Below are 20,057 nucleotides of genomic sequence, written 5' to 3'. Positions count from 1 at the left end.
CGGACTCAGAAGGTGCCGGGATAGTGGCCGCCGTCGAGCAGCAGGTTCTGCCCGGTGATGAAGCCGGCCTGCGCGCTGCACAGGAAGGCGCAGGCATCGCCGAACTCCGCCGGGTCGCCCAGGCGACGTGCCGGGTTGGCCGCGCCACGCTCGGCGATCACCGCCTCCACCGTCTTGCCGCTCTTCGCGGCACCTTGCGCAGCGGTCTCGCGCAGGCGGTCGGTGTCGAAGGGGCCGGGCAGCAGGTTGTTGATCGTCACGTTGTGGGCCACGGTAACACGCGCCAGTCCGGCGACGAATCCGGTGAGGCCCGAGCGCGCGCCGTTCGATAGACCCAGGATGTCGATGGGCGCCTTCACCGCGCCGGAGGTGATGTTCACGATGCGGCCGAAGCGGCGTTCGATCATGCCGTCCACCGTCGCCTTGATGAGCGCGATCGGCGTCAGCATGTTGGCGTCCAGCGCGGCGATCCACGCGTCGCGGTCCCAGTCGCGGAAGTCGCCGGGCTTGGGGCCGCCGGCGTTGGTGACGAGGATGTCCGGCTGCGGGCAGGCTTCCAGCACCGCGGCGCGACCGGCTTCCGTGGTGACATCGGCGGCAACGGTGACGACCTTGACGCCGGTACTCTGGCGGATTTCCTCGGCGGTGCGTTCCAGCGCTTCGGCACCGCGGGCCACCAGCGTGAGATTGACGCCGTCGCGGGCGAGCGAGAGGGCGCAGGCGCGGCCGAGGCCCTTGCTGGAGGCGCAGACGAGCGCGTTGCGGCCAGAGATTCCGAGATCCATCGCGTGTGTTCCGGTTGGTGGGTGGGGAGAGACGGATCGCGACGCACGACACGAGGCACGCACGACGCGAGACACCGCCCTGTGCCGCCATTCTCGGCGCTCGCCCACGGCGCGTCGCTTGCCTTTTTGTGGGCCGCTCTTAACGCGCCGTTATGCGCCGCGTCGCGAACCGTCGGCACACGGGGACACATGCCGACACATCGACATGGGTCGATCGACGCGACTTCGGCACAGCGATTGCTAGTCGTAGTCGTCATTAACATCCGGTTATGGGCACTGCTGCCCGTCACCGCGTCCGCCATGTCGCTGAACCTGCGCCAGATCGAAGTCTTCCGGGCCGTCATGATCACCGGCTCCATCAGTGGCGCGTCGCAACTGCTGTTCGTGTCGCAGCCGGCGGTCAGCCGCCTGCTGTCGCACACCGAGTCGCGCGTCGGCTTCGCCCTGTTTGAGCGCATCAAGGGCCGGCTCTACGCCACGCCCGAGGCCAAGAAACTGTTCCTCGAAGTGGAGCATGTCTATGCCGGCGTGCAGCGCGTGAACACGCTGGCGCGCGAGCTGAGCGAGCACCAGGAAGGCATCCTCAACGTCGTGTCCAGCCCCAGCGTGGGCCAGATGGTGATTCCGCTGGCGATGGCGGCCTTCCGCGAGACACACCCGCAGGTGAAGCTGGGCTTCCAGTTCCTCGGCTTCGCGCCGCTGGTGGAGCGCCTGCTCAACCGCCAGGCCGACCTCGGCGTGACCATCCTGCCGGTGGAGCATCCCAACATCGAATCCACGCCGCTGGGCAGCGGCCGCCTGGTGTGCATCTGCCCGGTCAACCACCCGCTGGCGCTGCAGACCTCGCTGGTCGCCACCGACCTGCTGTCCTATCCGTTGATCGCCTACGACCGCGCCTCACCCTTCGGTGTACTGGTGAGCGGCATGTTCGAGGCGGAAGGCGCCACCTACCGCACCGCCATCGAAGTGGGCTCGCCGCAGAACGCCTGCGCGCTGGTGATGGCCGGCGCGGGCATCGCCATCGTCGATGAATTCTCGGTACGCAGCTGGCCGAGCAGCCAGTTGGCGGTGCGTCCGATCGAAAACGCACCGAGCGTGCGCGCCAACCTGGTGCATACCCGCTTCGAACCGCTGTCGCAGATCGCCCAGACTTTCATCGCGGTGCTCCAGCAGCTCATGCAAAGCGAAGGATTCCGCCCGGACCCCGCTATGGTGCAGGCGTCTGCGCAGGGATAAGGCATGAGCGGATGTTAAGGGTGTCGCTCATAAAAGCACGCGACACCGTGCGGGGCGGTTTCGAATAATGGCCTCAACGCAACACCACACGGCCATTCAAACATGAGCACGCAAGCCCCTCTCTCCGACCGCCTCGCCAACGCGAAAGGCGTCTTCACGATCTGCCCGACGCCCTTCGCCACCGATGGCGCACTGGACCTCGCCAGCATCGCCTCGCTGGTGGATTTCCAGATCGAAGCCGGCGTCAACGGCCTGGCCATCCTCGGCTTCCTCGGCGAGTCGCACAAGCTGTCGCAGGACGAACGCAGCCAGGTCATCCGCACATTCATCAAGCACACCCGTAGCCGCGTGCCGGTATGGGTCGGCGTGCGCGCACTCGGCGTGGCCGGTGCCATCGAACAGGCCCGCGAAGCGGAAGCGCTCGGCGCCGAAGCAGTCTTCGTCGCGCCGCTGGATACCACCGCCGACGCGGTGCAGTTCGACTACTACCGCAGCGTCGCGCAGGCCGTGAAGATCCCGGTGGTCATCCACGACTTCCCGGATTCCTTCGGCACCGAGATCGGCGCCGACCTGGTGGCGCGCCTCGGCCGCGAAGGCGGCGTCGGCATGATCAAGATGGAAGAGCCGCCGGTGGGCCAGAAGATCTCGCGCATCCTCGAACTCGCGCAGGGCAGCACGAAGATTTTCGGTGGCCTGGGTGGTGTGTACTTCCTGGAAGAACTGCAGCGCGGTGCCGTCGGCACCATGACCGGCTTCGCCTTCCCCGAGATCCTGGTGCGCATCTACGAGCACCACGCTGCCGGCAACTTCGCCGCCGCCGCCGCGACCTTCGACCGCTACTGCCCGCTGATCCGCTACGAATTCCAGCCCAAGGTCGGCCTCGCGCTGCGCAAGGCCACCTACATGCGCCGTGGCGTGATCGCCTGCGACGTGATCCGCTCGCCCGGCATGCGCATGGACCCGATCACGATGCGCGAGCTGGAAGCCACGGTGGAGCGCGTCGGCCTGTCACTGTCCCATCGCGGCACCTACGCCATCGCGTGAGCTACATCGCCCCCGTCTTACGTTTTCCTGAAGAGAGCCTTCCATGACCGTCGAGATCCACAAGCTGAGCGTCCGCGAAATCGGTGAGCGTCTGCGCACGAAGCAACTGACCGCCACGCAGGTCGTCGAGCATTTCCTCGCCCGCATCGCGACGCTGCAGCCCACGCTGAACGCCTTCATCCATGTCGACGTGGCAGGCGCCCGTGCCGCGGCGAAGCACAGCGACGCGCTGTTCGCGAAGGACGAGCCGCGCAGCTGGCTGGAAGGCATCCCGGTGTCGATCAAGGACAACATCTACGTGGCCGGCATGCCCTTCGTGTTCGGCTCGCCGCTGTTCAAGGACAACATCGCCCCGCACGACGAGCTGCCCATCGAGCTGCTGCGCGAGGCCGGCGCGATCATCATCGGCAAGACCAACCTGCCGGAATTCGCCAGCCGTGCATCGACCTACAACCCGGTGTTCGGTGTCACGTCGAACCCGTGGAACACCGAGCTGACCACCGGCGGTTCCAGCGGTGGTTCGGTGGCCTCGGTGGCGGCCGGCATGGTGCCGCTGTCGCTGGGCACCGATGGCGGCGGCTCGATCCGCCGCCCCGCCGGCTATACCGGCCTGGTCGGACTCAAGCCCACGCTGTCGCGCATCCCGCGTGCGGATGGTTTCTCCTCCGTGCTGTACGACTGCGAAGTGGTCGGCCCCATCGGCCGCACGGTCGACGACGTGCGCCTGATGATGTCGGCGATCGCCCGTCCGCATCGTCGCGACCAGCGTTCGCGCGGCTTCGCACCGATGACCGAGTTCACCGGCGCACCCGGCACGCTGCGCATCCTCTACGTGCCGCGCTTCGGCGACAGCCCGGTGGACCCGGAGATCAGCCGCAGCTGTGCGGAGGCCGCCGAGCGTTTCCGCGCCATGGGCCACGAGGTCACCGAAGGCGAGCTGCCTTTCGACATCAAGCCGGTGAGCGACAACTGGGCCAAGATCGGCAACGTGTGCATGTCGCTGATGGCGCGTAACAACGCCGGCTTCAAGGACCTGGTGACGCCGGAGTACCGCGACCGCGCGATCACCGGCGACGGCATCTCCGGCGGCGAGTACCAGGGCGTCATCGAGATCCTGTACCAGCTGCGCTCCGCCGTCGGCCTCGCCTTCGAGCAGTACGACATCATCATGACGCCGTCCTCGGCCGCCAACCCCTGGCCGAAGAACGAGCCTTTTCCGCCAGTCATCGACGGCCAGACTGCCGGCCCACGCGGCCACGCGGTGTTCACCAACTGGGTGAACGCCTGCAGCCATCCCGGCCTCACCCTGCCCGCCGCGCCCACGGCGTCCGGCATGCCGATCGGCTTCCAGCTGGTGGCGGACTTCGGTGCCGACGAACGCCTGCTGGACCTCGCCAGCCAGTACGAACAGCACCACGAGTGGAAGGACCTGTGGCCGGCTTGCTGAGCCGCCCACGGAGACCACCGGGAGTCAGGCCATGAAGCTGCTGCTGATCAATCCCAATACGAACGCCGCGACCACCCGCATGATGCTGGAGCTCGCGCGCTCGATGGCACCCGCCGACTGGGAATGGGAGGCGCTGACGGCCGAGCGTGGCGCCATGCTGATCGACAACCCGGAAGCGCTGAACGTCGCCGCCGCCGAGGTGGTGGCGATGGAGGCACGCATCCGCGCCCTGCAGCCGGACGCGGTCATCGTCGCCGCCTTCGGCGACCCCGGCATGCAGACCCTGCGCGAGTCGCTCGACATCCCGGTGTTCGGCATCGGCGAGTGCGCGATGCGCGAGGCCGACGCACTGGGCCTGCCCTTCTCCGTCCTCACCATCACGCCACGCCTGCGCGAATCGACGCTGGCGCAGCTCCGTCGCTACGGCTGCGAGGCTCACTTCAACACCCTCGTCATCACCGCCGATGACGCCACCGAGACGGCGCGCAGCCACGAAACGCTGGTCGCCCGCGTCGCCGCCTCCATCACCCGTGCCATCCACGAGGATGGGTCGAAGGTCCTGGTCATCGGCGGCGGCCCCGTCGCCGCCGCAGCAAAGTCGCTGGACCAGTCCACGGACATCACCGTCATCCAGCCCCTGCTTGCGGCCATCAACAAGGCGCGCAGCACCCTCAGTCCCTCTGCCGACCTCTCTTCGTAAAGGAAGCATCATGCGTAGCCGTTCCGTCCTGAAACTGTCCTCTCTTGCCGTCGCCGCCATGCTGGCCAGCGCCATCGCGCAGGCCACGCCCGACAACCTGTTATCCCCAGCCGACTCCGCATTGCCGCCGTTCTCGATGTCCGACCTCGGCGGTGGCATGAAGGGCCTGACCATCGACCTGGCCGCCGAGCTGTCCAAGCAGATCGGCCAGAAACTCAATATCGACCCGGCCTCGTGGAGTGCCGCGCTGCCGGGCCTGGCTTCGGGCAAGTACGACCTGCTGCTGGCGCCGGTCAACGTGACGCCGGAACGCGCAGCGATGCTGCTGTTCAGCGAGCCCTACCTCGAGAACGATTTCCTGTTCCTGGTGAAGAAGGACGCACCGGCCATCGCCGATCCGGTCGGCTTCAAGGGCAAGACCATCGCGGTGAACAAGGGCTCGTCCTTCGAAGCCTGGGTGAAGAGCAAGGCTGAAGAGCTGGACCTGAAGGTGGACACCTATGGCTCGGGCGCCGACGCCATCCAGGCCGTGCAGTCCGGCCGCGCCTTCGCCACGCTGTCCAGCCTGCAGGCGGCCGAGTGGATCGGTGCCAACAACCCGCAGTTGAAGACGAGCTATCGCGTGCGCACCGGTGCGGTCGCCGCCATTGCATTCCCGAAGAACAACCCGGAGCTGCAACTGCGCGTATCGAACGCACTCAAGTGCCTGAAGATGAACGGCGTGCTGCCCGCCATCTACGAGAAGTGGACCGGCAGCAAGCTGGCCCCGACCTCGCCGACGGTCGTCGTGTATGAAGGCATCGGCGTGAAGGGCTTCGAGGGCTACAAGCCCGACGCGCCCAAGCCGGTCTGCAAGTAAGCCACCCGCCCCCCGGCCCTCATGAAACCTGTGAAGTTGCCTTGACCATGCAGAAGAAGATCATCCTGGAAGCCGTCGACATCAGGAAAGACTATGGCGACCTGCGCGTGCTCAACGGCGTCGACATCCGGGTCCGCGAGGGCGAACTGGTGTCCATCATCGGCCCCTCGGGCTCCGGCAAGAGCAGCCTGCTGCGCTGCTGCAACCTGCTGGAGCGCCCGACCGCCGGCCAGATCATCTTCGATGGCGAGGACATCACGCGCGACACCGTGAACATCAACCGCGTGCGCCAGAACATGGGCATGGTGTTCCAGCAGTTCAACCTGTACCCGCACCTGAACGTGCTGGCCAACGTGAGCCTTGCCTTGCGCTGCGTCGGCAAACTCGGCAAGGCGGAGGCCAACGCGGTGGCCATGGAAGCGCTCACCCAGGTAGACATGGCGCACAAGCGCGACGCGTTTCCCGGCCAGCTCTCCGGCGGTCAGCAGCAACGCGTGGGCATCGCCCGCGCGGTGGCGCTGAACCCGAAGATCATCCTCTTCGACGAGCCGACCAGCGCGCTCGACCCGGAACTGGTGTCCAGCGTGCTCGCCGTGATGAAGAGCCTGCGCGAACGCGGCATGACCATGCTGGTGGTGACGCACGAGATGGGCTTCGCGCGCGACCTGTCCGACCGCGTGATCTTCATGGACGGCGGTGTGGTGGCGGCGAACGACACGCCCGACGTCATCTTCTCGTCGCAGGGCAACGAGCGCATGCGCAGCTTCCTGTCGCGGTTCCTGAACGAGCGCTGACATGAGCCAGGCCGCCGACAGTGGATTGATCCACACCTTCTTCAACGCCGACATCGTCCGCCAGACGACGCCGATGGTCCTGGAGGCCGTCGGTCAGACCATCGTGGTCGGCGTGCTGGTGATCGTCGCCGGCATCCTGCTCGGCACCGCGCTGGCGACCTGGCGTTTCCATACGCAAAGCCGGGTGCTCCGGGCGCTGATCGTCGGCTATGTCGACGTGCTGCGCGCGATGCCGCCGCTGGTCATCCTGATCCTGGTGTACTTCGCCCTGCCCTACGTGAACATCTCCATCGGGTCGGTGCTCGCCACCTTCCTGTGCCTGAGCGTGATCCTCTCCGCCTTCATCGAGGAATGCGTGTGGTCGGGCATCATGACCCTGCCGAAAGGCCAGATGGAAGCGGCACGCTCCACCGGCATGAGCTGGTGGCAGAGCATGCGCCACGTGATCCTGCCGCAAGCGCTGCGCCTGTCGCTGCCGCAGATCACCAACCGCTGCATCGCCGCCATCAAGAACACCGCGCTGGGCTCCGTCATCGGCTTCGCCGAAATCCTCGGATCCGCCCAGGCCGCCAGCAGCGACTACGCCAACCCGACGCCGCTGACGCTGTGCGCCATCCTCTACATCGGCCTCATCTATCCGCTGGTGCTGGCGTCGCGCTACCTCGAACATCGGGCAGGAATCCGGTAATGCAGGAAATCCTCGACACCTTCTTCAACCCGGCCGTCGCGGCCCAGGTCCTGCCGATGCTGCTCAGCGGCCTGTGGATGACCGTGAAGCTGGCCGCGCTGATCATCCCGCTGGGCCTGCTCGGCGGACTGGCACTGGCCCTCGCCCACACCCAGACGCGCTCGCGCAAGCTGCGCATCGCGATCAACCTCTACGTCGATTTCTTCCGCTCGTTCCCTCAGCTGGTGCTGGTGATCTTCGTGTCCTTCGCGACACCCTTCATCGGCATCGAGCTGTCACCCGTGGTCGCGCTGGCCATCAGCTTCATGCTGTCGACCTCCGCGTACTACTGCGAGATCCTGCGCGCCGGCATCACCGCCATTCCGCCCGGCCAGACCGAAGCCGCGCGCTCCACCGGCATGAGCGCAGCGCAGACCCTGCGCCACGTGGTGCTGCCCCAGGCCTTCCGCAACGTGCTGCCGGACCTGCTGGGCAACAGCATCGAGATCTTCAAGGGCACCTCGCTGGCCAGCGTGCTGGGCATGTCGGAGCTGCTGTACAGCGCGCAGTCCGCCCAGTCGGTGCTGTTCAATCCCACGCCACTGGTGCTGGCGGCGGCGATCTACCTGGCGCTGCTGTGGCCGGCGGTGCGCTTCATCAGCGCGCTGGAGTCGTCACGCCGGGCGCAAGGCGGCTAGGCATCCCTGCGGTCGCCCCGCTGGCGCCGCCGCCCCTTCGGGGACGCCCGGCCACGAGACCAGCGCCCGGCGGACGGCCCCCACAGTCCAGACCCTGGATCGGTCGCTGCCAAGCCCCTCCGCAGCAGAAGTTGACCTGGCTCAAACCCTATATGTAGTCGCCGAAGTGGCGACACCTACTACATATAGTATCCACCGGCTGTTTCGCGGCTCCCGCAGGGGCCGATCGTCCACGCCAGCCGGCATTCTCCAGGGAGACGTATCCATGCTTCAGGTCCTCAAACGCGATGGCACGGCCGCACAGTTCGACATCCTGAAAGTCGCGGTCGCCTGCCAGAAGGCGGCGACGGCGGCAGGCGCAGAGAACCCCAGCTCCGTCGCCCTGAACGTGGCGGCCGAAGTCGAGGAGCGTTGCCGCCGCAACAGCGGTGATGTGCTCGACATCCCCACCATCCAGCAGTACGTGGAAGACGCGCTGATGCGCCTGCACCCGGAGGTGGCGCGGATCTACATCGAGTACCGCCACGACCGCGACAACATCCGCGTGAAGGGGTCGAACCTGCACGCCCAGCTGATGGGCCTGGTGGACAAGACCGACGAGGAGGCGGTGACGGAGAACGCCAACAAGGACGCCAACGTCTTCCCGGTGATGCGCGACCTGATGGCGGGCATCGTGTCCAAGCAGTTCGCCAGCAACTTCATTCCGAAGGAGGTGCTGCACGCCCACAACAGCGGCGACCTGCACTTCCACGACATGGACTACTCGCCCTTCCTGCCTTTCACCAACTGCTGCCTGGTGGACCTGGAGGGGATGCTGGAGCAGGGCTTCCACCTGGGCAACGCCGGTATCGAGAGCCCCAGGTCGGTCGGCGTGGCCTGCGCGGTCACCGCGCAGATCATTGCGCAGGTGGCCAGCCACCAGTACGGCGGCACCACCATCCCGAACATCGACCAGACGCTGGCGCCGTACGTGCAGAAGACCTACGAGAAGAACATGGAGGTGGCACGCCAGTACGGTATCGCCGAGCCCGAGCGTTACGCGCGCGAGCGTACCGAGAAGGAGACCTACGACGGCATCCAGGCCTGCGAGTACGAGATCAACACGCTGTTCAGCTCCAACGGCCAGCAGCCTTTCGTGACCTTCTCCTTCGGCATGGGCACGAGCTGGCAGGAACGTGCGGTGCAACGCGCGATCCTGCAGGTGCGCATCAAGGGCATGGGCAAGGAGGGCATCACACCGGTGTTCCCCAAGCTGGTGTTCTTCATCGAGGAAGGCCTGAACCTGCAGCCCGGCGACCCGAACTACGACATCAAGCAACTGGCGCTGGAGTGCGCGTCCAAGCGGATGTACCCGGACATCATTTCCGCCAAGCTCAACCGCCAGCTGACCGGTTCTTCGACACCGGTGTCGCCGATGGGCTGCCGCAGCTTCCTGTCGGTGTGGCGCGACGAGGACGGGCGCGAAGTGCTGGACGGACGCAACAACCTGGGCGTGGTCAGCATCAACCTGCCGCGCATCGCCATCGAGGCACGGCAGGACCAGAAGCGTTTCTTCGAGATCCTCGACGAACGCCTGGTGCTTGCGCGCAAGGCGCTGATGACGCGCATCGAGCGGCTGGAGGGCGTCAAGGCCAACATCGCGCCCATCCTCTACACGGAAGGTGCGTTCGGCGTGCGCCTGAATCCGGACGAGGAGATCCTGACGCTGTTCCGCGACGGTCGCGCCTCCATCTCGCTGGGCTACATCGGCCTGCACGAAGTGGCGCTGCTGATGTCCGACGGCGAGCATCCGTTCGAGAACGAGGCGCTGCAGGCCTTCCTGCGCAAGGTGGTGTCGCACCTGGCAATGACCACGAAGCAATGGAAGATCGAATCCGGCTGGGGCTTCTCGCTGTATTCCACGCCCAGCGAGTCGCTGTGCCACCGCTTCTGCAAGCTGGACGCCGCGCGCTACGGCGACATCGCCGGCGTGACCGACAAGGGTTACTACACCAACTCCTTCCACCTGGACGTGGCGCGCAAGGTCAATCCCTTCGAGAAGATCCAGTACGAGAAGGGCTTCGCCGACGCGGCCTCCGGCGGCCACATCACCTACGTCGAGTTGCCCAACATGCGCCACAACCTGAAGGCGCTGGAACGGATCTGGGACTACGCCATCGATCGCGTGCCCTACTTCGGCACCAACACGCCGGTGGACTCCTGCGGCAAGTGCGGTTTCATGGGCGAAGCGCTGGCCACTGCCGAAGGCTTCACCTGCCCCGACTGCGGCAACCATGACGGCGCCAGCCTGTCGGTGACGCGCCGCGTGTGCGGCTACCTCGGCAGCCCGAACGCGCGCCCGTTCAACGCTGGCAAGCAGAAGGAAGTGATCCGCCGGGTGAAGCACCTTGCCGCGCAGGCGCCGGAGGCCGCTCCCGCCGCCGCATCGACTCACCCGGACCGCAGCACGGAGCCCGAGCCGCAGGTGGCATGACGCAGGCCGCATGAACTACGACAGGTACTACAGCCAGGATGTCGTAAATGGAGAAGGCCTGCGCGTCACGCTGTTCGTCAGCGGCTGCGCGCATGCCTGCCCCGGCTGCTACAACCGTTCCACCTGGAACCGCCTGAGCGGACAGCCTTTCACGGATGAGGTGCGCGAGCGCTTGCTCGACCTGTGCGCGGACCACGACGGCCTGAGCCTGTCCGGCGGCGACCCGCTGATGCCGGCCAATCGCGAGGCCGTCGCCGACCTGTGCCGGCGCTTCAAGCAGCGCTACCCGGACAAGGACATCTGGATGTGGACCGGCTACCTCTACGAGGAGGTGTGCCAGCTCGAACTGCTGCGGGACGTGGATGTGCTGATCGACGGCCGCTACCTGCAGGACCAGCCGACCAGCAAGCCCTGGCGCGGATCGGACAACCAGCGGCTGATCCGCCTCGCCGTCGCGCGCAAGGCTGCGGACTGAAGCCTGCCCGGCCTGACGGAGGACGGCCGTCCGATCAGGCCTCGCCCGTCTTCACCACCACGGCGTCGCCGATCGCGTAGAAGTGGCCGCCCGCGATGTAGTGCAGGCTGCGCAGCGCCGGGTCGGCCGCCTCGAAGTGCCAGTGACCGTCGCGGAACACGCGGTCGTCCGCCCACGCGCCCACCACCTCGCCGATGAACAGGTCGTAGGCCTGCTGGTTGTGCGGCTCCGCCACCAGCCTGCAGGCCAGCCAGGCGGAACAGCCGGCGACGAAGGGCTGGTCGTGGCCTTCGATATCGAACAGCTCCACCCCGCAGTCCCGCAGCTTGTGCGGTTCGTCGCGCAGGCTGCGGTTGCCGACCGCGTGGGTCATGGTCGCCTGTACGACCGTCGGCACCTGGATGACGAAGCGACCACTGCGCTCGACCAGCGCGCGCGTCGCGGTGGCCTTGTCGAGCACGACGGTGAGCTTCGCCGGCGCGTAGTCCAGCGCGCAGCACCAGGACGCGGCCATCACGTCGTCGACACCGTCATGGCGGGCAGACACCAGCACGGTGGGGCCGTGGTTGATGAGGCGGTAGGCCTTGCCCAGTTCGACCGGCGCAATGTGGCGGTCAGCGGTCCGGCTATCCATGAGACTCCTTGCGACAATGACTTGATGAACAGGATGCCCGACGGATTATGCTTGCACGGCCCCGTCCCCTTGCACCCGGATACTCACGCTGAGGCTCGTGATGAAGCGATACGACAGTCCATCGGCCCGCACCTGCCACTACACGCTGGCCCCTTCGCCAGTCGGCGAGCTGAAACTCGTGGCCAGCCACGATGCGCTGGTCGCCGTCCTGTGGGAAAACGACGATCCGCTGCGGGTGCGCCTGGCCATCGCAGGTCGCGACGATCGTCATCCGGTGCTGCTGGCAGCACGCACCCAGCTGGATGAGTACTTCGCAGGCCTGCGCACGCGCTTCGACCTGAAGCTGGACTTCGCGGGCACGGCTTTCCAGCGGGAAGTGTGGCAGGCGCTGCTGGGCATCCCCTTCGGCGAGACCCGCTCCTACAGCGAGATTGCCCTGCAGATCGGGCGGCCGAAAGCGGTGCGTGCCGTGGGTGCGGCAAACGGCAGGAACCCGATCTCCATCATCGCCCCCTGCCACCGCGTCATTGGCAGCAATGGCGCGCTGACAGGGTTCGCTGGTGGCCTGGCGGCGAAGTCACATCTGCTGGCGCTGGAGCAGGCCCGCCCAGGCTGAGTTGCCGCCCCGTCTGCCTCAACCGCGCCGGGGCAAGCGCCAGCCCGGCCGGATGAAGTGGCAGGTGTAGCCGGTGGGGTAGTGCTGCAGGTAGTCCTGGTGCTCAGCCTCGGCATCCCAGAACGGGCCGGCCGGCGCCACCTCGGTGACCACCCTGCCCGGCCACAGACCGGAGGCGTTCACGTCGGCGATGGTGTCCTCGGCAATCGCCTCCTGCTCCTCGCTGGTGTAGTAGATGCCGGAACGGTAGCTGGCGCCGCGGTCGTTGCCCTGGCGGTTCAGCGTGCTGGGGTCATGGATCTGGAAGAAGAACTCCAGCAGCGTGCGGTAGCTGATGCGCGCCGGGTCGAAGACGATCTCGATGCCTTCGGCATGCGTGCCGTGGTTGCGGTAGGTCGCATTCGGCACGTCGCCGCCGGTGTAGCCGACACGCGTGGAGATGACGCCGGGCAACTGGCGCACCAGCTCCTGCACGCCCCAGAAGCAACCGCCGGCCAGCACCGCGCGTTCGGTGCCCGGCGTCTCGCGTGCCGACGCATGTTGTGCTGCCGTGGTGATCGCACTCATTTCACGTCCTCCACCTGGTCCAGGTAATCGCCATAGCCCTGTGTCGCCATGTCGTCGCGATGGACGAAGCGCAGCGAGGCCGAGTTGATGCAGTAGCGCAGCCCACCGCGATCGCGCGGGCCGTCCTCGAAGACATGGCCGAGGTGGCTGTCGCCGTTGGCGGAGCGCACTTCGGTACGGACCATGCCGTGGGTGGTGTCGCGCAGTTCGGCGACGTTGGCAGGCTCCAGCGGCTTCACGAAACTGGGCCAGCCGCAGCCGGACTCGTACTTGTCGCTGGAGGCGAACAGCGGTTCGCCGGACACGATGTCGACGTAGATGCCGGGCTGCTTGTTGTGCAGGTACTCGCCGGTGCCGGGGTACTCGGTGCCGTTCTGCTGGGTGACGCGGAACTGCTCGGGCGTCAGGCGGGCGATGGCGTCGTCGGTCTTGCGGTACTGGGACATGCTGGGCTCCTTGGCTGGATGGTGCCGCCGGGTCCTCTTAGATGCAGGCGGATGCGGGAAATTCAATCCCCCTGGCTTTCCCGTGGCAGCCCGCGCCACGCAAGGGTTTGCCACCTGTCCAGCAGTGCTTGACGATGGTTTCCGGAGAAACTATGTTGGCATGGTTTCCACGGATACCAACATGGCGCGATCACGCAACCCTGCCCTGCCCCAGCCGCTGGAGGCCCATGTCGGCTTCTGGATGCGCTTCGTTTCCAATCATGTGTCGGGCCGCTTCCGCAGATCGGTGGAGGAAGCCGGCGTGTCGGTCACCGAGTGGGTGGCGCTACGCACGCTGTACGACGGCGAGGTGACCACCCATGCCGCCCTGATCGACGCGCTGGGCATGACCAAGGGCGCCGCCTCCAAGGTGCTCACCCGGCTGGAGGAAAAGGGGCTGGCGCAGCGCCACTACGGCGAGGACAGCGCGAAGGCCCAGGTGCTGGCGCTCACCGCCGCGGGCCGCGCGCTGGTGCCCCGGCTGGCGTCACTGGCGGACGCCAACGACGCGCATTTCTTCGGCCACCTGGATGCCACTGAGCGCAAGGCGCTGGTAGCCCTGTTGCAGGACCTGGTGCAGCGGCACCAGCTGAAGGACCTGCCGGTGGATTGAGGCCGGCCACAACGCTCACAGCCCCACGGACCTCACTGGAGACCCCAACATGGACACGCAGACCCGCGACACCATCGAACGCTGCGCGCAGGCATCGAGCGACGGCACCGCGCACTTCGGCGAGATCGTGCAGGCGCTGCTGGCTGCCGGCGTGGAGTCGTATCACGCCGACTACCGCAGCCGCCTCACCACCTACTACCTGCCGGACGGCGCCACGCTGGACATCGCACTGCCGGTGCCGGACACGCCCATCGGCCAGCAGTTCGATGCGACGGCGGTACAGGCGGCGGTACGCGGTTCGCAGCGTGGCGAGGTGAAGTACCCGGAGTTCAAACGGCTGTCGATGGCGGCGGGCTGCATCGGCTACACGGTGTGGCTGGCCGGCCGCCACGTCACCTACTACGGCCGCCGCGGCGAGAGCCACGTGGAGCGCTTTCCCGACTGAAACCGGAAGGCGCCCGGACCGGGCAGCGCACGCCCGTGCAGGCTGCGTCGCTCAGAAGTCCGTCTGCGGCGTGGCCAGCACGAATCGACGCTTGCCGGCCTGCTTGGCCTGGTACATCGCGGCGTCTGCCTGCTCGAGCAGCGCCTCGCAGGTCGACGCGACGGTGGCGCTATCCGGCCCGTAGCTGGCAGCGCCAATGCTGGCGGAAATGTCCAGCTTCACTTCGGCGATCACGAACGGCTGGGACAGGCTGTCCACCAGTTTTCCTGCCACCTTGGCCAGCCCCTGTGGCCCCGAGTTCACCAATGCGACGGCAAACTCGTCACCCCCCAGCCGCGCCACCAGGTCGCCGGCGCGCACGCCCTGCAGCAGGCGTTGCGCCACCTGCTGCAGCAAGGCGTCACCCATGGCGTGCCCGTACAGGTCGTTGATGGGCTTGAAGCCATCGAGGTCTATGTACAGCACGGACAGGGCGGTGCCACTGCGCTGGGCCAGGGCCAGTTGCTGCTGGACCATCTGACGGAACAGGGAACGGTTGGCGAGGCCGGTCAAGCCGTCGTGGTTGGCTTCGTGCTGGGCCGTGTCCAGAAGCTGCGAGGCCCGGGTGAGCGCAGCGCCGACCTTGTCGGCTTCCGTAAGCCCCAGCGCGCGTACCGACACCGGCGTGCCACTGCCCAGCGCCAGCGCGGGTACGGTCAGCGCCTCCACCGCCTTGGCGATGCCGCCGCCGATGCGCCATGCCAGCAGGGTGCTGATCACCAGCGTCAACAGCAATCCGGCCAGCAACCAGCTGAGCGAGCGCGTCAGCGGCGCGCTGATCGACTTGCGTGGAATGCTGATGGACACCGACCAGCCGGTCTCCGGTGACCGGCTGAAGGCCGACAGGACGGGAATGCCTTCCAGCGACACGGCATCCAGCACGTCTTCGCGCACCTCCTGCGCCCGCTGCTGCAACAGCAGGGGGCCCTTGAGGCCGACGAAGCGGGCATTGTCGCGGCTGCGCGCCACGATGGCGTCCTGCCGGTCGTAAACCGCCACGATCCAGTCGCTGGAAAGCTGCTGGCGCCCCAGCAAATCCAGCATGCCGCCTGCGCGCAACTCGGCTCGCAGCAGACCCTGCGAACCCATCGTCGCGGCCAGGGCGGCCGGCAGCTTGACCGGCACGGCCACGCTGCGACGGTGACGGGTGACACGGTCGGGTGGCAGCGAGTCCTCCGGCAGGGCATAGGTACTGGCGAGCACATCGCCATGAGCGTTCTCCAGGGTAATGGCGTCCACCCGCAGGTGGCGGCTGACCTCGCGCGCCTGCACACGGAAGGCAGCCAGATCACCGCTGGCCAGCGGGCGGGAGGTCGCCAGCACACGCAGGCCCGACTCGATGCCACCGAGCTCCTTGTCGATGCTCGTGACCAGCGTGCGCGCGGTGACGACCAGACTCTCCCCTTGCTGGCCATGCTCGCGCTGATAGCCATAGAGCATGGCGACAATGGCCATGACCGATACCGGAAGGACCGCCGCCACCACCAGGAACACCAGCCGTGAGCGCACGGTGGGCGGAATGGCGCCATAGACGGAGGTGAGCAGGATGGCTGCCAGCACCACCACGGCCATGCCCGCGATGATGATGCCCAGCCAGGCCCCACCGACGCTGAATGCGTCGGGCAGGTCTGCGCGGCAGATGCTGTCTGCCGCGAAGCCGGCAGCGGCCATGCCGGTGTAGTGCATGCCGACGATGGCCAGGCCCATCACCAGCGCCGCCAGCAGGCGCTTGCGCAAGCCGGTGACCACGCCTTCGTGGCGCAGGCGGAAGGAGATCAGCAGGGCGACGGTGGACGCTGCGATGGCGATGACGACGGACAGCGCGAACAACCAGGGGTCGTAGGCAATGCGCGGATACATCCGCATGGCCTCCATGCCCAGGTAGTGCATGGCCGCGATGCCAAGGCCCATCAACACGCCGGCACCGATGAGACGCCGCCAGCCCATCGAGGGCCGGCTGACGGTGTGCAGCGCCAGCGCGGACGACAACACGGCAACCAGCCAGGAGGCGACGGTCACGAAGATCTCGTAGGCCAGCGGCACCGGCAGCGAGAACGCCAGCATGCCCACGAAGTGCATGCCCCAGATGCCGGAGCCCATCGCCAGGGCACCGCAGGCGAGCCAGAAGTTTGCGCGGCGCGCCCTGCCCACCGCCGAGGCGACGCGGGACGCCATGTCCAGCGCCACGAACGAGGCGATCACGGCCGTGAGGACCGACAGCAGCACCAGCACGGCATCGTAGGAACCTTGCATTCAGCACCTGTGCGACGGTTGATGTCCGGGGCATACCGGTTTCCCCTGACAGGATCGATCTGTCGGCCCTTCGGCTATCCTAGTCCCAATTCATCCAGACTGCATATATTGCTTCACCGCGGGGCGCCCGCCACCACGGTGACGGCAGTCTCGCGAACGGCCTGGCTGCCCGGGTGCCACGGGACCAGCACGCCGGCTCGCGTACCATGGCGTTCGTGCCATCCACCGGGCCACGCCGGCCCAACTCCGAACGTGCTGACAGACGCGCAGGCCAGCCTGCAGACATACCTCCCGAAACTTGTCCCGAAACTCGCGCTTGCGCTGCTGGCCGCGGCCGGTGCCGTGTCGCCCGCCGCCGCGAACGGTGACTTCGACGGCCTGGCCTGGGGCGCCGGCAAGCTGGACCTGCTGTCGCGCTTCCCCGCCGCCACGCGCGAACGCTTCATCGGCTGCAACGACCCGGCCAGCCTGTACGCCAAGTGGAAGGTCGACTGCCAGGGCTATGTGCTGCGCGGATACCGCATCGGCGACCTGCGCTTCAACGCGGCCTTCTGGCTATCCGCCGAGACGCAGGGGCTGATGCGGGTAAGCCTCATCCACAACCCGACGCAGCAGGACAAGGCCCGCGCGCTGGCGGGCTGCCATCTCACCTTCCGGCAGCTGGTCGAGCGGCACGGCGAGCCTGCCAGCCACGACATGTGGATGACGGCCGTGGCCGATCACACCCAGGCCGAGTGGCTGCTGCCGGGCGGCCAGACCCAGGTCAGCATGAGCTGCGTGGCGGGCACCGCACGTTCCACCATCCACGTCACCTACCAGCCGACGACGGACGCGCCGCGCTGAGCCGCGCCCGCCGCGCAGGGTTCAGGCCGGCGCCTTGTCGCGCTCGAACAGGCTGATGAACTTCAGCGGGTCGGTCGTGCCGCGACGCGCATGCTCCAGGTCCACACGCTTCGCCTTGATGAGCACCGCGAGGTCGTCGTTCATGGTGTGCGAGCCGGAGTCCGGCACCGCGCTGAGCTTCTCGATCAGCGGGCGGATGCCGCCGAGGTTGCGCGTCTCGATGAGGCGCGCGGCCTCGGGGTTCATGGTCAGGCACTCGGTCGCGAGGTAGTACGAGTCGCCGGCCCTCGACGGCAGCAGGGCCTGGCAGATGACGCCGCGCAGCGTGCTGGCCAGCGTCTGCGCCTGCGCTTCGCTGTTGCCAAGCAGGCGCAGCAGCTTCTGCAGGCCCAGCTCGGTGGAGCGCGCATGCAGGGTGGCGAACACCAGCGGACCGGCCTCGGCCAGCGCCAGCGCCTCCTGCGCCGTCTGCGCGTCGCGGATCTCGCCGATGACGATGACGTCCGGCCGCTCGCGCAGCGCATCCAGCGCGCCGTGGTAGTAGCTCTCGACGTCGCCGTCGGCCCCCACCTCGCGCTGGGTGATGATGCAGCGGCGCTGCGGGATCACCGTCTCCACCGGGTCCTCGATGGTGATGATGTGGCCCGAGCGCGTCTTGTTGATTTCATCCAGCAGCGAAGCGATGGTGGTCGACTTGCCCTGGCAGGTGTCGCCCACGAACAGCACGAGCCCACTGGTGAGTTTTGCGAAGTCCTGGATGCACGGCCGCACGCCCAGGTCTTCCAGCGGGATCGGCTCGGCCGGGAAGCGGCGGATCACGCAACCCAGCCGCTTCTTGCCCTGGAAGGTGAAGCAGTTGACGCGGATGCGCGCGCTGTAGAGATCCTTGGCGCGATCGAAGGCGCGGTCGGCGATGCGCTCCTCCCAGGCCGGCTCGATGACCTCGAAGAACTCCTTGAGGTCTTCGCCCGAGATCGGCGAGTCGCACACCGCCGCCAGCCGCTTGGGCTGGCGCAGCATGATGGGGCTGTTCTGGTGGATGATCAGGTCGCTGAAGACGATGTCCGAGTTGAGCAGGAAGAGGATCTGCTCGATCAGCGTGCCGCTGTAGGGGTAGCCCGAAATCTCCTCCGCCGGCAGCGTGGCGATCGTCCCGTTGTGTTCCATGTCCATGCGTCTCCCTGTTCTTCCTGTCTTTCCGTCTTTCCGTCTTCCCCGGCCGGGCGCAGGTCGTGGCCACAATTCCGGCAGCCTGCGTAACGGCACATTCTGCGACCTCCCACTTTGAACGGCGCTGCCGCTATGCGTCGGAAAAACGCCGCTAATCCGGGAAACGGAAGGCCGGCCATCTGCCCTGTGCCGACCGCCGCGGACGCGTTGGGCGACCCCGCCTACGACGCCCCGCCGGCACCGCCATGCAGGCGCCCCTGCCAGGTGTCGCGGGCCCGCATGTGGGCGTCGAGCAGCCCCGGCAAGGCGGACAGGCGCAGGTCCCAGCCGGGCGCGGCGCGCAGGGCGGGCGGCACTTCGCTGCCCAGGCGCTGCACCCGCAGCGTGGGCGGCATGCGCTCCAGCACGTCCGCCACCCAGTCCAGGTAGGTTTCGAGCTCCAGCAAGGGCACGGCGGCGGGATCACGCTTGCGGTACAGCGCCAGGCGCGACCCGCGCACCACCTGCAACTGGTGGAACTTGAGCGCCGCCAGGGGGAGCTGCGCCAGTGCGCTGGCGCCCTTGCGGATGCTGTCGCGGCTCTCGCCGGGCAGGCCCAGCAGCAGGTGGCCGGTCACCGGCAGATGGCGGGCGGCCGCGCGCTGCAGCGCATCGACGGTGCACGCGAAGTCGTGGCCACGCCCGCAGGCCTGCAACACCGCGTCGTCGCAGGACTCGATGCCGATCTCCAGTTCCAGCACGCAGCGCTGTGCGAGTTCCGCGAGGTAGTCCAGCACCTCGTCCGGCAGGCAGTCGGGCCGCGTACCGATGGCGAGGCCGACGACCTGCGGATGCGACAGCGCCCGCTCGTACAGCTCGCGCAACTGCGCCACGCCGCCATAGGTGTTGGAGTAGGCCTGGAAGTAGGCCAGGTAGCCCCGTGTGTCGGGGTAGCGCCGGCGCATGAAGCCGATGCCCGTGTCGAGCTGCGCCAGGATGTCGCGTTGTTCGCGCAGGTAGGCCGGCGTGAAGGCGAGGTTGTTGCAGAAACTGCAGCCCCCTCGCCCGGCGCTGCCGTCGCGATTGGGGCAGGTGAAGCCGGCATCGACCGACACCTTCTGCAGGCGCCCGCCATGCGCCTGCCGTACCCAGTCGTTCCACGCGTAATAGCGCCGCGCGCCGAAGTGGGGAGGAATGTGCGGAAGGCAGGGGCCAGACATGCGGGACGCCATGAA

At 67.4% G+C, this 20,057-nt stretch carries 21 protein-coding genes; 14 read left to right on the top strand and 7 right to left on the bottom strand.

The features are described 5' to 3' along the window. Positions 1-5: 5 nt before the first annotated feature. The gene (locus tag VVD47_RS13730; protein WP_327604044.1) at positions 6-785 is read right to left on the bottom strand and encodes an SDR family oxidoreductase; all 780 of its coding nucleotides are present in this window, start codon (positions 783-785) and stop codon (positions 6-8) included. A 300-nt stretch (positions 786-1,085) separates the two neighbouring features. Between VVD47_RS13730 and VVD47_RS13725 the strand changes: the two genes are divergently transcribed. From VVD47_RS13725 to nrdG, 10 genes are all read left to right on the top strand, one after another. Beyond that, positions 1,086-2,021, top strand: coding sequence for a LysR family transcriptional regulator (locus VVD47_RS13725; protein ID WP_327604043.1), 936 nt, complete (start codon positions 1,086-1,088; stop codon positions 2,019-2,021). A gap of 102 nt (positions 2,022-2,123) precedes the next feature. Continuing rightward, the gene (locus tag VVD47_RS13720) at positions 2,124-3,065 is read left to right on the top strand and encodes a dihydrodipicolinate synthase family protein (protein WP_327604042.1); all 942 of its coding nucleotides are present in this window, start codon (positions 2,124-2,126) and stop codon (positions 3,063-3,065) included. 43 nt (positions 3,066-3,108) lie between these two features. Further along, a complete protein-coding gene (locus VVD47_RS13715; RefSeq protein WP_327604041.1) occupies positions 3,109-4,512 on the top strand; it encodes an amidase in 1,404 nt (467 codons plus the stop codon). A 31-nt stretch (positions 4,513-4,543) separates the two neighbouring features. Further along, positions 4,544-5,212 carry an aspartate/glutamate racemase family protein gene (locus VVD47_RS13710; protein WP_327604040.1) on the top strand — a complete coding sequence of 223 codons (669 nt, stop codon included), beginning with the start codon at positions 4,544-4,546 and terminating at the stop codon, positions 5,210-5,212. Between the two features lie 10 nt (positions 5,213-5,222). Continuing rightward, positions 5,223-6,071 (top strand): transporter substrate-binding domain-containing protein, encoded by an 849-nt coding sequence (locus VVD47_RS13705; RefSeq protein WP_327604039.1) that lies wholly within the window; start codon positions 5,223-5,225, stop codon positions 6,069-6,071. A 47-nt stretch (positions 6,072-6,118) separates the two neighbouring features. Then, positions 6,119-6,865 carry an amino acid ABC transporter ATP-binding protein gene (locus tag VVD47_RS13700; RefSeq protein WP_327604038.1) on the top strand — a complete coding sequence of 249 codons (747 nt, stop codon included), beginning with the start codon at positions 6,119-6,121 and terminating at the stop codon, positions 6,863-6,865. A gap of 1 nt (position 6,866) precedes the next feature. Next, positions 6,867-7,553, top strand: coding sequence for an amino acid ABC transporter permease (locus VVD47_RS13695; RefSeq protein ID WP_327604037.1), 687 nt, complete (start codon positions 6,867-6,869; stop codon positions 7,551-7,553). Beyond that, complete coding sequence (locus tag VVD47_RS13690) at positions 7,553-8,230, top strand: amino acid ABC transporter permease (RefSeq protein WP_327604036.1); 678 nt, start codon at positions 7,553-7,555, stop codon at positions 8,228-8,230. The genes VVD47_RS13695 and VVD47_RS13690 overlap by 1 nt, the downstream gene beginning before the upstream one ends. Before the next feature lie 265 nt (positions 8,231-8,495). Then, the gene (nrdD, locus tag VVD47_RS13685; RefSeq protein WP_327604035.1) at positions 8,496-10,703 is read left to right on the top strand and encodes an anaerobic ribonucleoside-triphosphate reductase; all 2,208 of its coding nucleotides are present in this window, start codon (positions 8,496-8,498) and stop codon (positions 10,701-10,703) included. A 10-nt stretch (positions 10,704-10,713) separates the two neighbouring features. Further along, positions 10,714-11,178, top strand: coding sequence for an anaerobic ribonucleoside-triphosphate reductase activating protein (gene nrdG / locus VVD47_RS13680; RefSeq protein ID WP_327604034.1), 465 nt, complete (start codon positions 10,714-10,716; stop codon positions 11,176-11,178). A gap of 34 nt (positions 11,179-11,212) precedes the next feature. Here the strand turns inward: nrdG and VVD47_RS13675 are convergent, their stop codons facing one another. After that, positions 11,213-11,812 (bottom strand): flavin reductase family protein, encoded by a 600-nt coding sequence (locus tag VVD47_RS13675; RefSeq protein ID WP_327604033.1) that lies wholly within the window; start codon positions 11,810-11,812, stop codon positions 11,213-11,215. Between the two features lie 100 nt (positions 11,813-11,912). Here VVD47_RS13675 and VVD47_RS13670 point away from each other — a divergent pair, with 100 nt between their 5' ends. Then, the gene (locus tag VVD47_RS13670; protein WP_327604032.1) at positions 11,913-12,428 is read left to right on the top strand and encodes a methylated-DNA--[protein]-cysteine S-methyltransferase; all 516 of its coding nucleotides are present in this window, start codon (positions 11,913-11,915) and stop codon (positions 12,426-12,428) included. 18 nt (positions 12,429-12,446) lie between these two features. On the opposite strand, the gene msrA is transcribed toward VVD47_RS13670, so the two are convergent. Then, the gene (msrA, locus tag VVD47_RS13665) at positions 12,447-12,995 is read right to left on the bottom strand and encodes a peptide-methionine (S)-S-oxide reductase MsrA (protein WP_327604031.1); all 549 of its coding nucleotides are present in this window, start codon (positions 12,993-12,995) and stop codon (positions 12,447-12,449) included. Then, a complete protein-coding gene (msrB, locus tag VVD47_RS13660) occupies positions 12,992-13,441 on the bottom strand; it encodes a peptide-methionine (R)-S-oxide reductase MsrB (protein WP_327604030.1) in 450 nt (149 codons plus the stop codon). The genes msrA and msrB overlap by 4 nt, the downstream gene beginning before the upstream one ends. Before the next feature lie 181 nt (positions 13,442-13,622). Here msrB and VVD47_RS13655 point away from each other — a divergent pair, with 181 nt between their 5' ends. Both VVD47_RS13655 and VVD47_RS13650 read left to right on the top strand, forming a co-directional pair. Beyond that, complete coding sequence (locus VVD47_RS13655; protein WP_327604029.1) at positions 13,623-14,093, top strand: MarR family winged helix-turn-helix transcriptional regulator; 471 nt, start codon at positions 13,623-13,625, stop codon at positions 14,091-14,093. A gap of 49 nt (positions 14,094-14,142) precedes the next feature. After that, entirely contained in the window at positions 14,143-14,538 is a 396-nt protein-coding gene (locus VVD47_RS13650; protein WP_327604028.1) for a DUF1398 domain-containing protein, read from the top strand. 51 nt (positions 14,539-14,589) lie between these two features. Here the strand turns inward: VVD47_RS13650 and VVD47_RS13645 are convergent, their stop codons facing one another. Continuing rightward, complete coding sequence (locus VVD47_RS13645) at positions 14,590-16,830, bottom strand: sensor domain-containing diguanylate cyclase (protein WP_327604027.1); 2,241 nt, start codon at positions 16,828-16,830, stop codon at positions 14,590-14,592. A 252-nt stretch (positions 16,831-17,082) separates the two neighbouring features. Between VVD47_RS13645 and VVD47_RS13640 the strand changes: the two genes are divergently transcribed. After that, positions 17,083-17,673 carry a hypothetical protein gene (locus tag VVD47_RS13640; RefSeq protein ID WP_327604026.1) on the top strand — a complete coding sequence of 197 codons (591 nt, stop codon included), beginning with the start codon at positions 17,083-17,085 and terminating at the stop codon, positions 17,671-17,673. Positions 17,674-17,694: 21 nt separating this feature from the next. On the opposite strand, the gene VVD47_RS13635 is transcribed toward VVD47_RS13640, so the two are convergent. Both VVD47_RS13635 and VVD47_RS13630 read right to left on the bottom strand, forming a co-directional pair. Further along, positions 17,695-18,846: a type IV pilus twitching motility protein PilT gene (locus VVD47_RS13635; protein ID WP_327604025.1), complete on the bottom strand. Its 1,152-nt coding sequence runs from the start codon at positions 18,844-18,846 to the stop codon at positions 17,695-17,697. Between the two features lie 218 nt (positions 18,847-19,064). After that, the gene (locus VVD47_RS13630; protein WP_327604024.1) at positions 19,065-20,042 is read right to left on the bottom strand and encodes a TIGR01212 family radical SAM protein; all 978 of its coding nucleotides are present in this window, start codon (positions 20,040-20,042) and stop codon (positions 19,065-19,067) included. Between the last annotated feature and the right edge of the window lie 15 nt (positions 20,043-20,057).

It is taken from the genome of Uliginosibacterium sp. H1, assembly GCF_036017065.1.
In the GTDB taxonomy this organism is placed as follows: domain Bacteria; phylum Pseudomonadota; class Gammaproteobacteria; order Burkholderiales; family Rhodocyclaceae; genus Uliginosibacterium.
The sequence above is the reverse complement of the archived record's forward strand: the minus strand, read 5'-3'. Positions and strand labels throughout refer to the sequence as shown.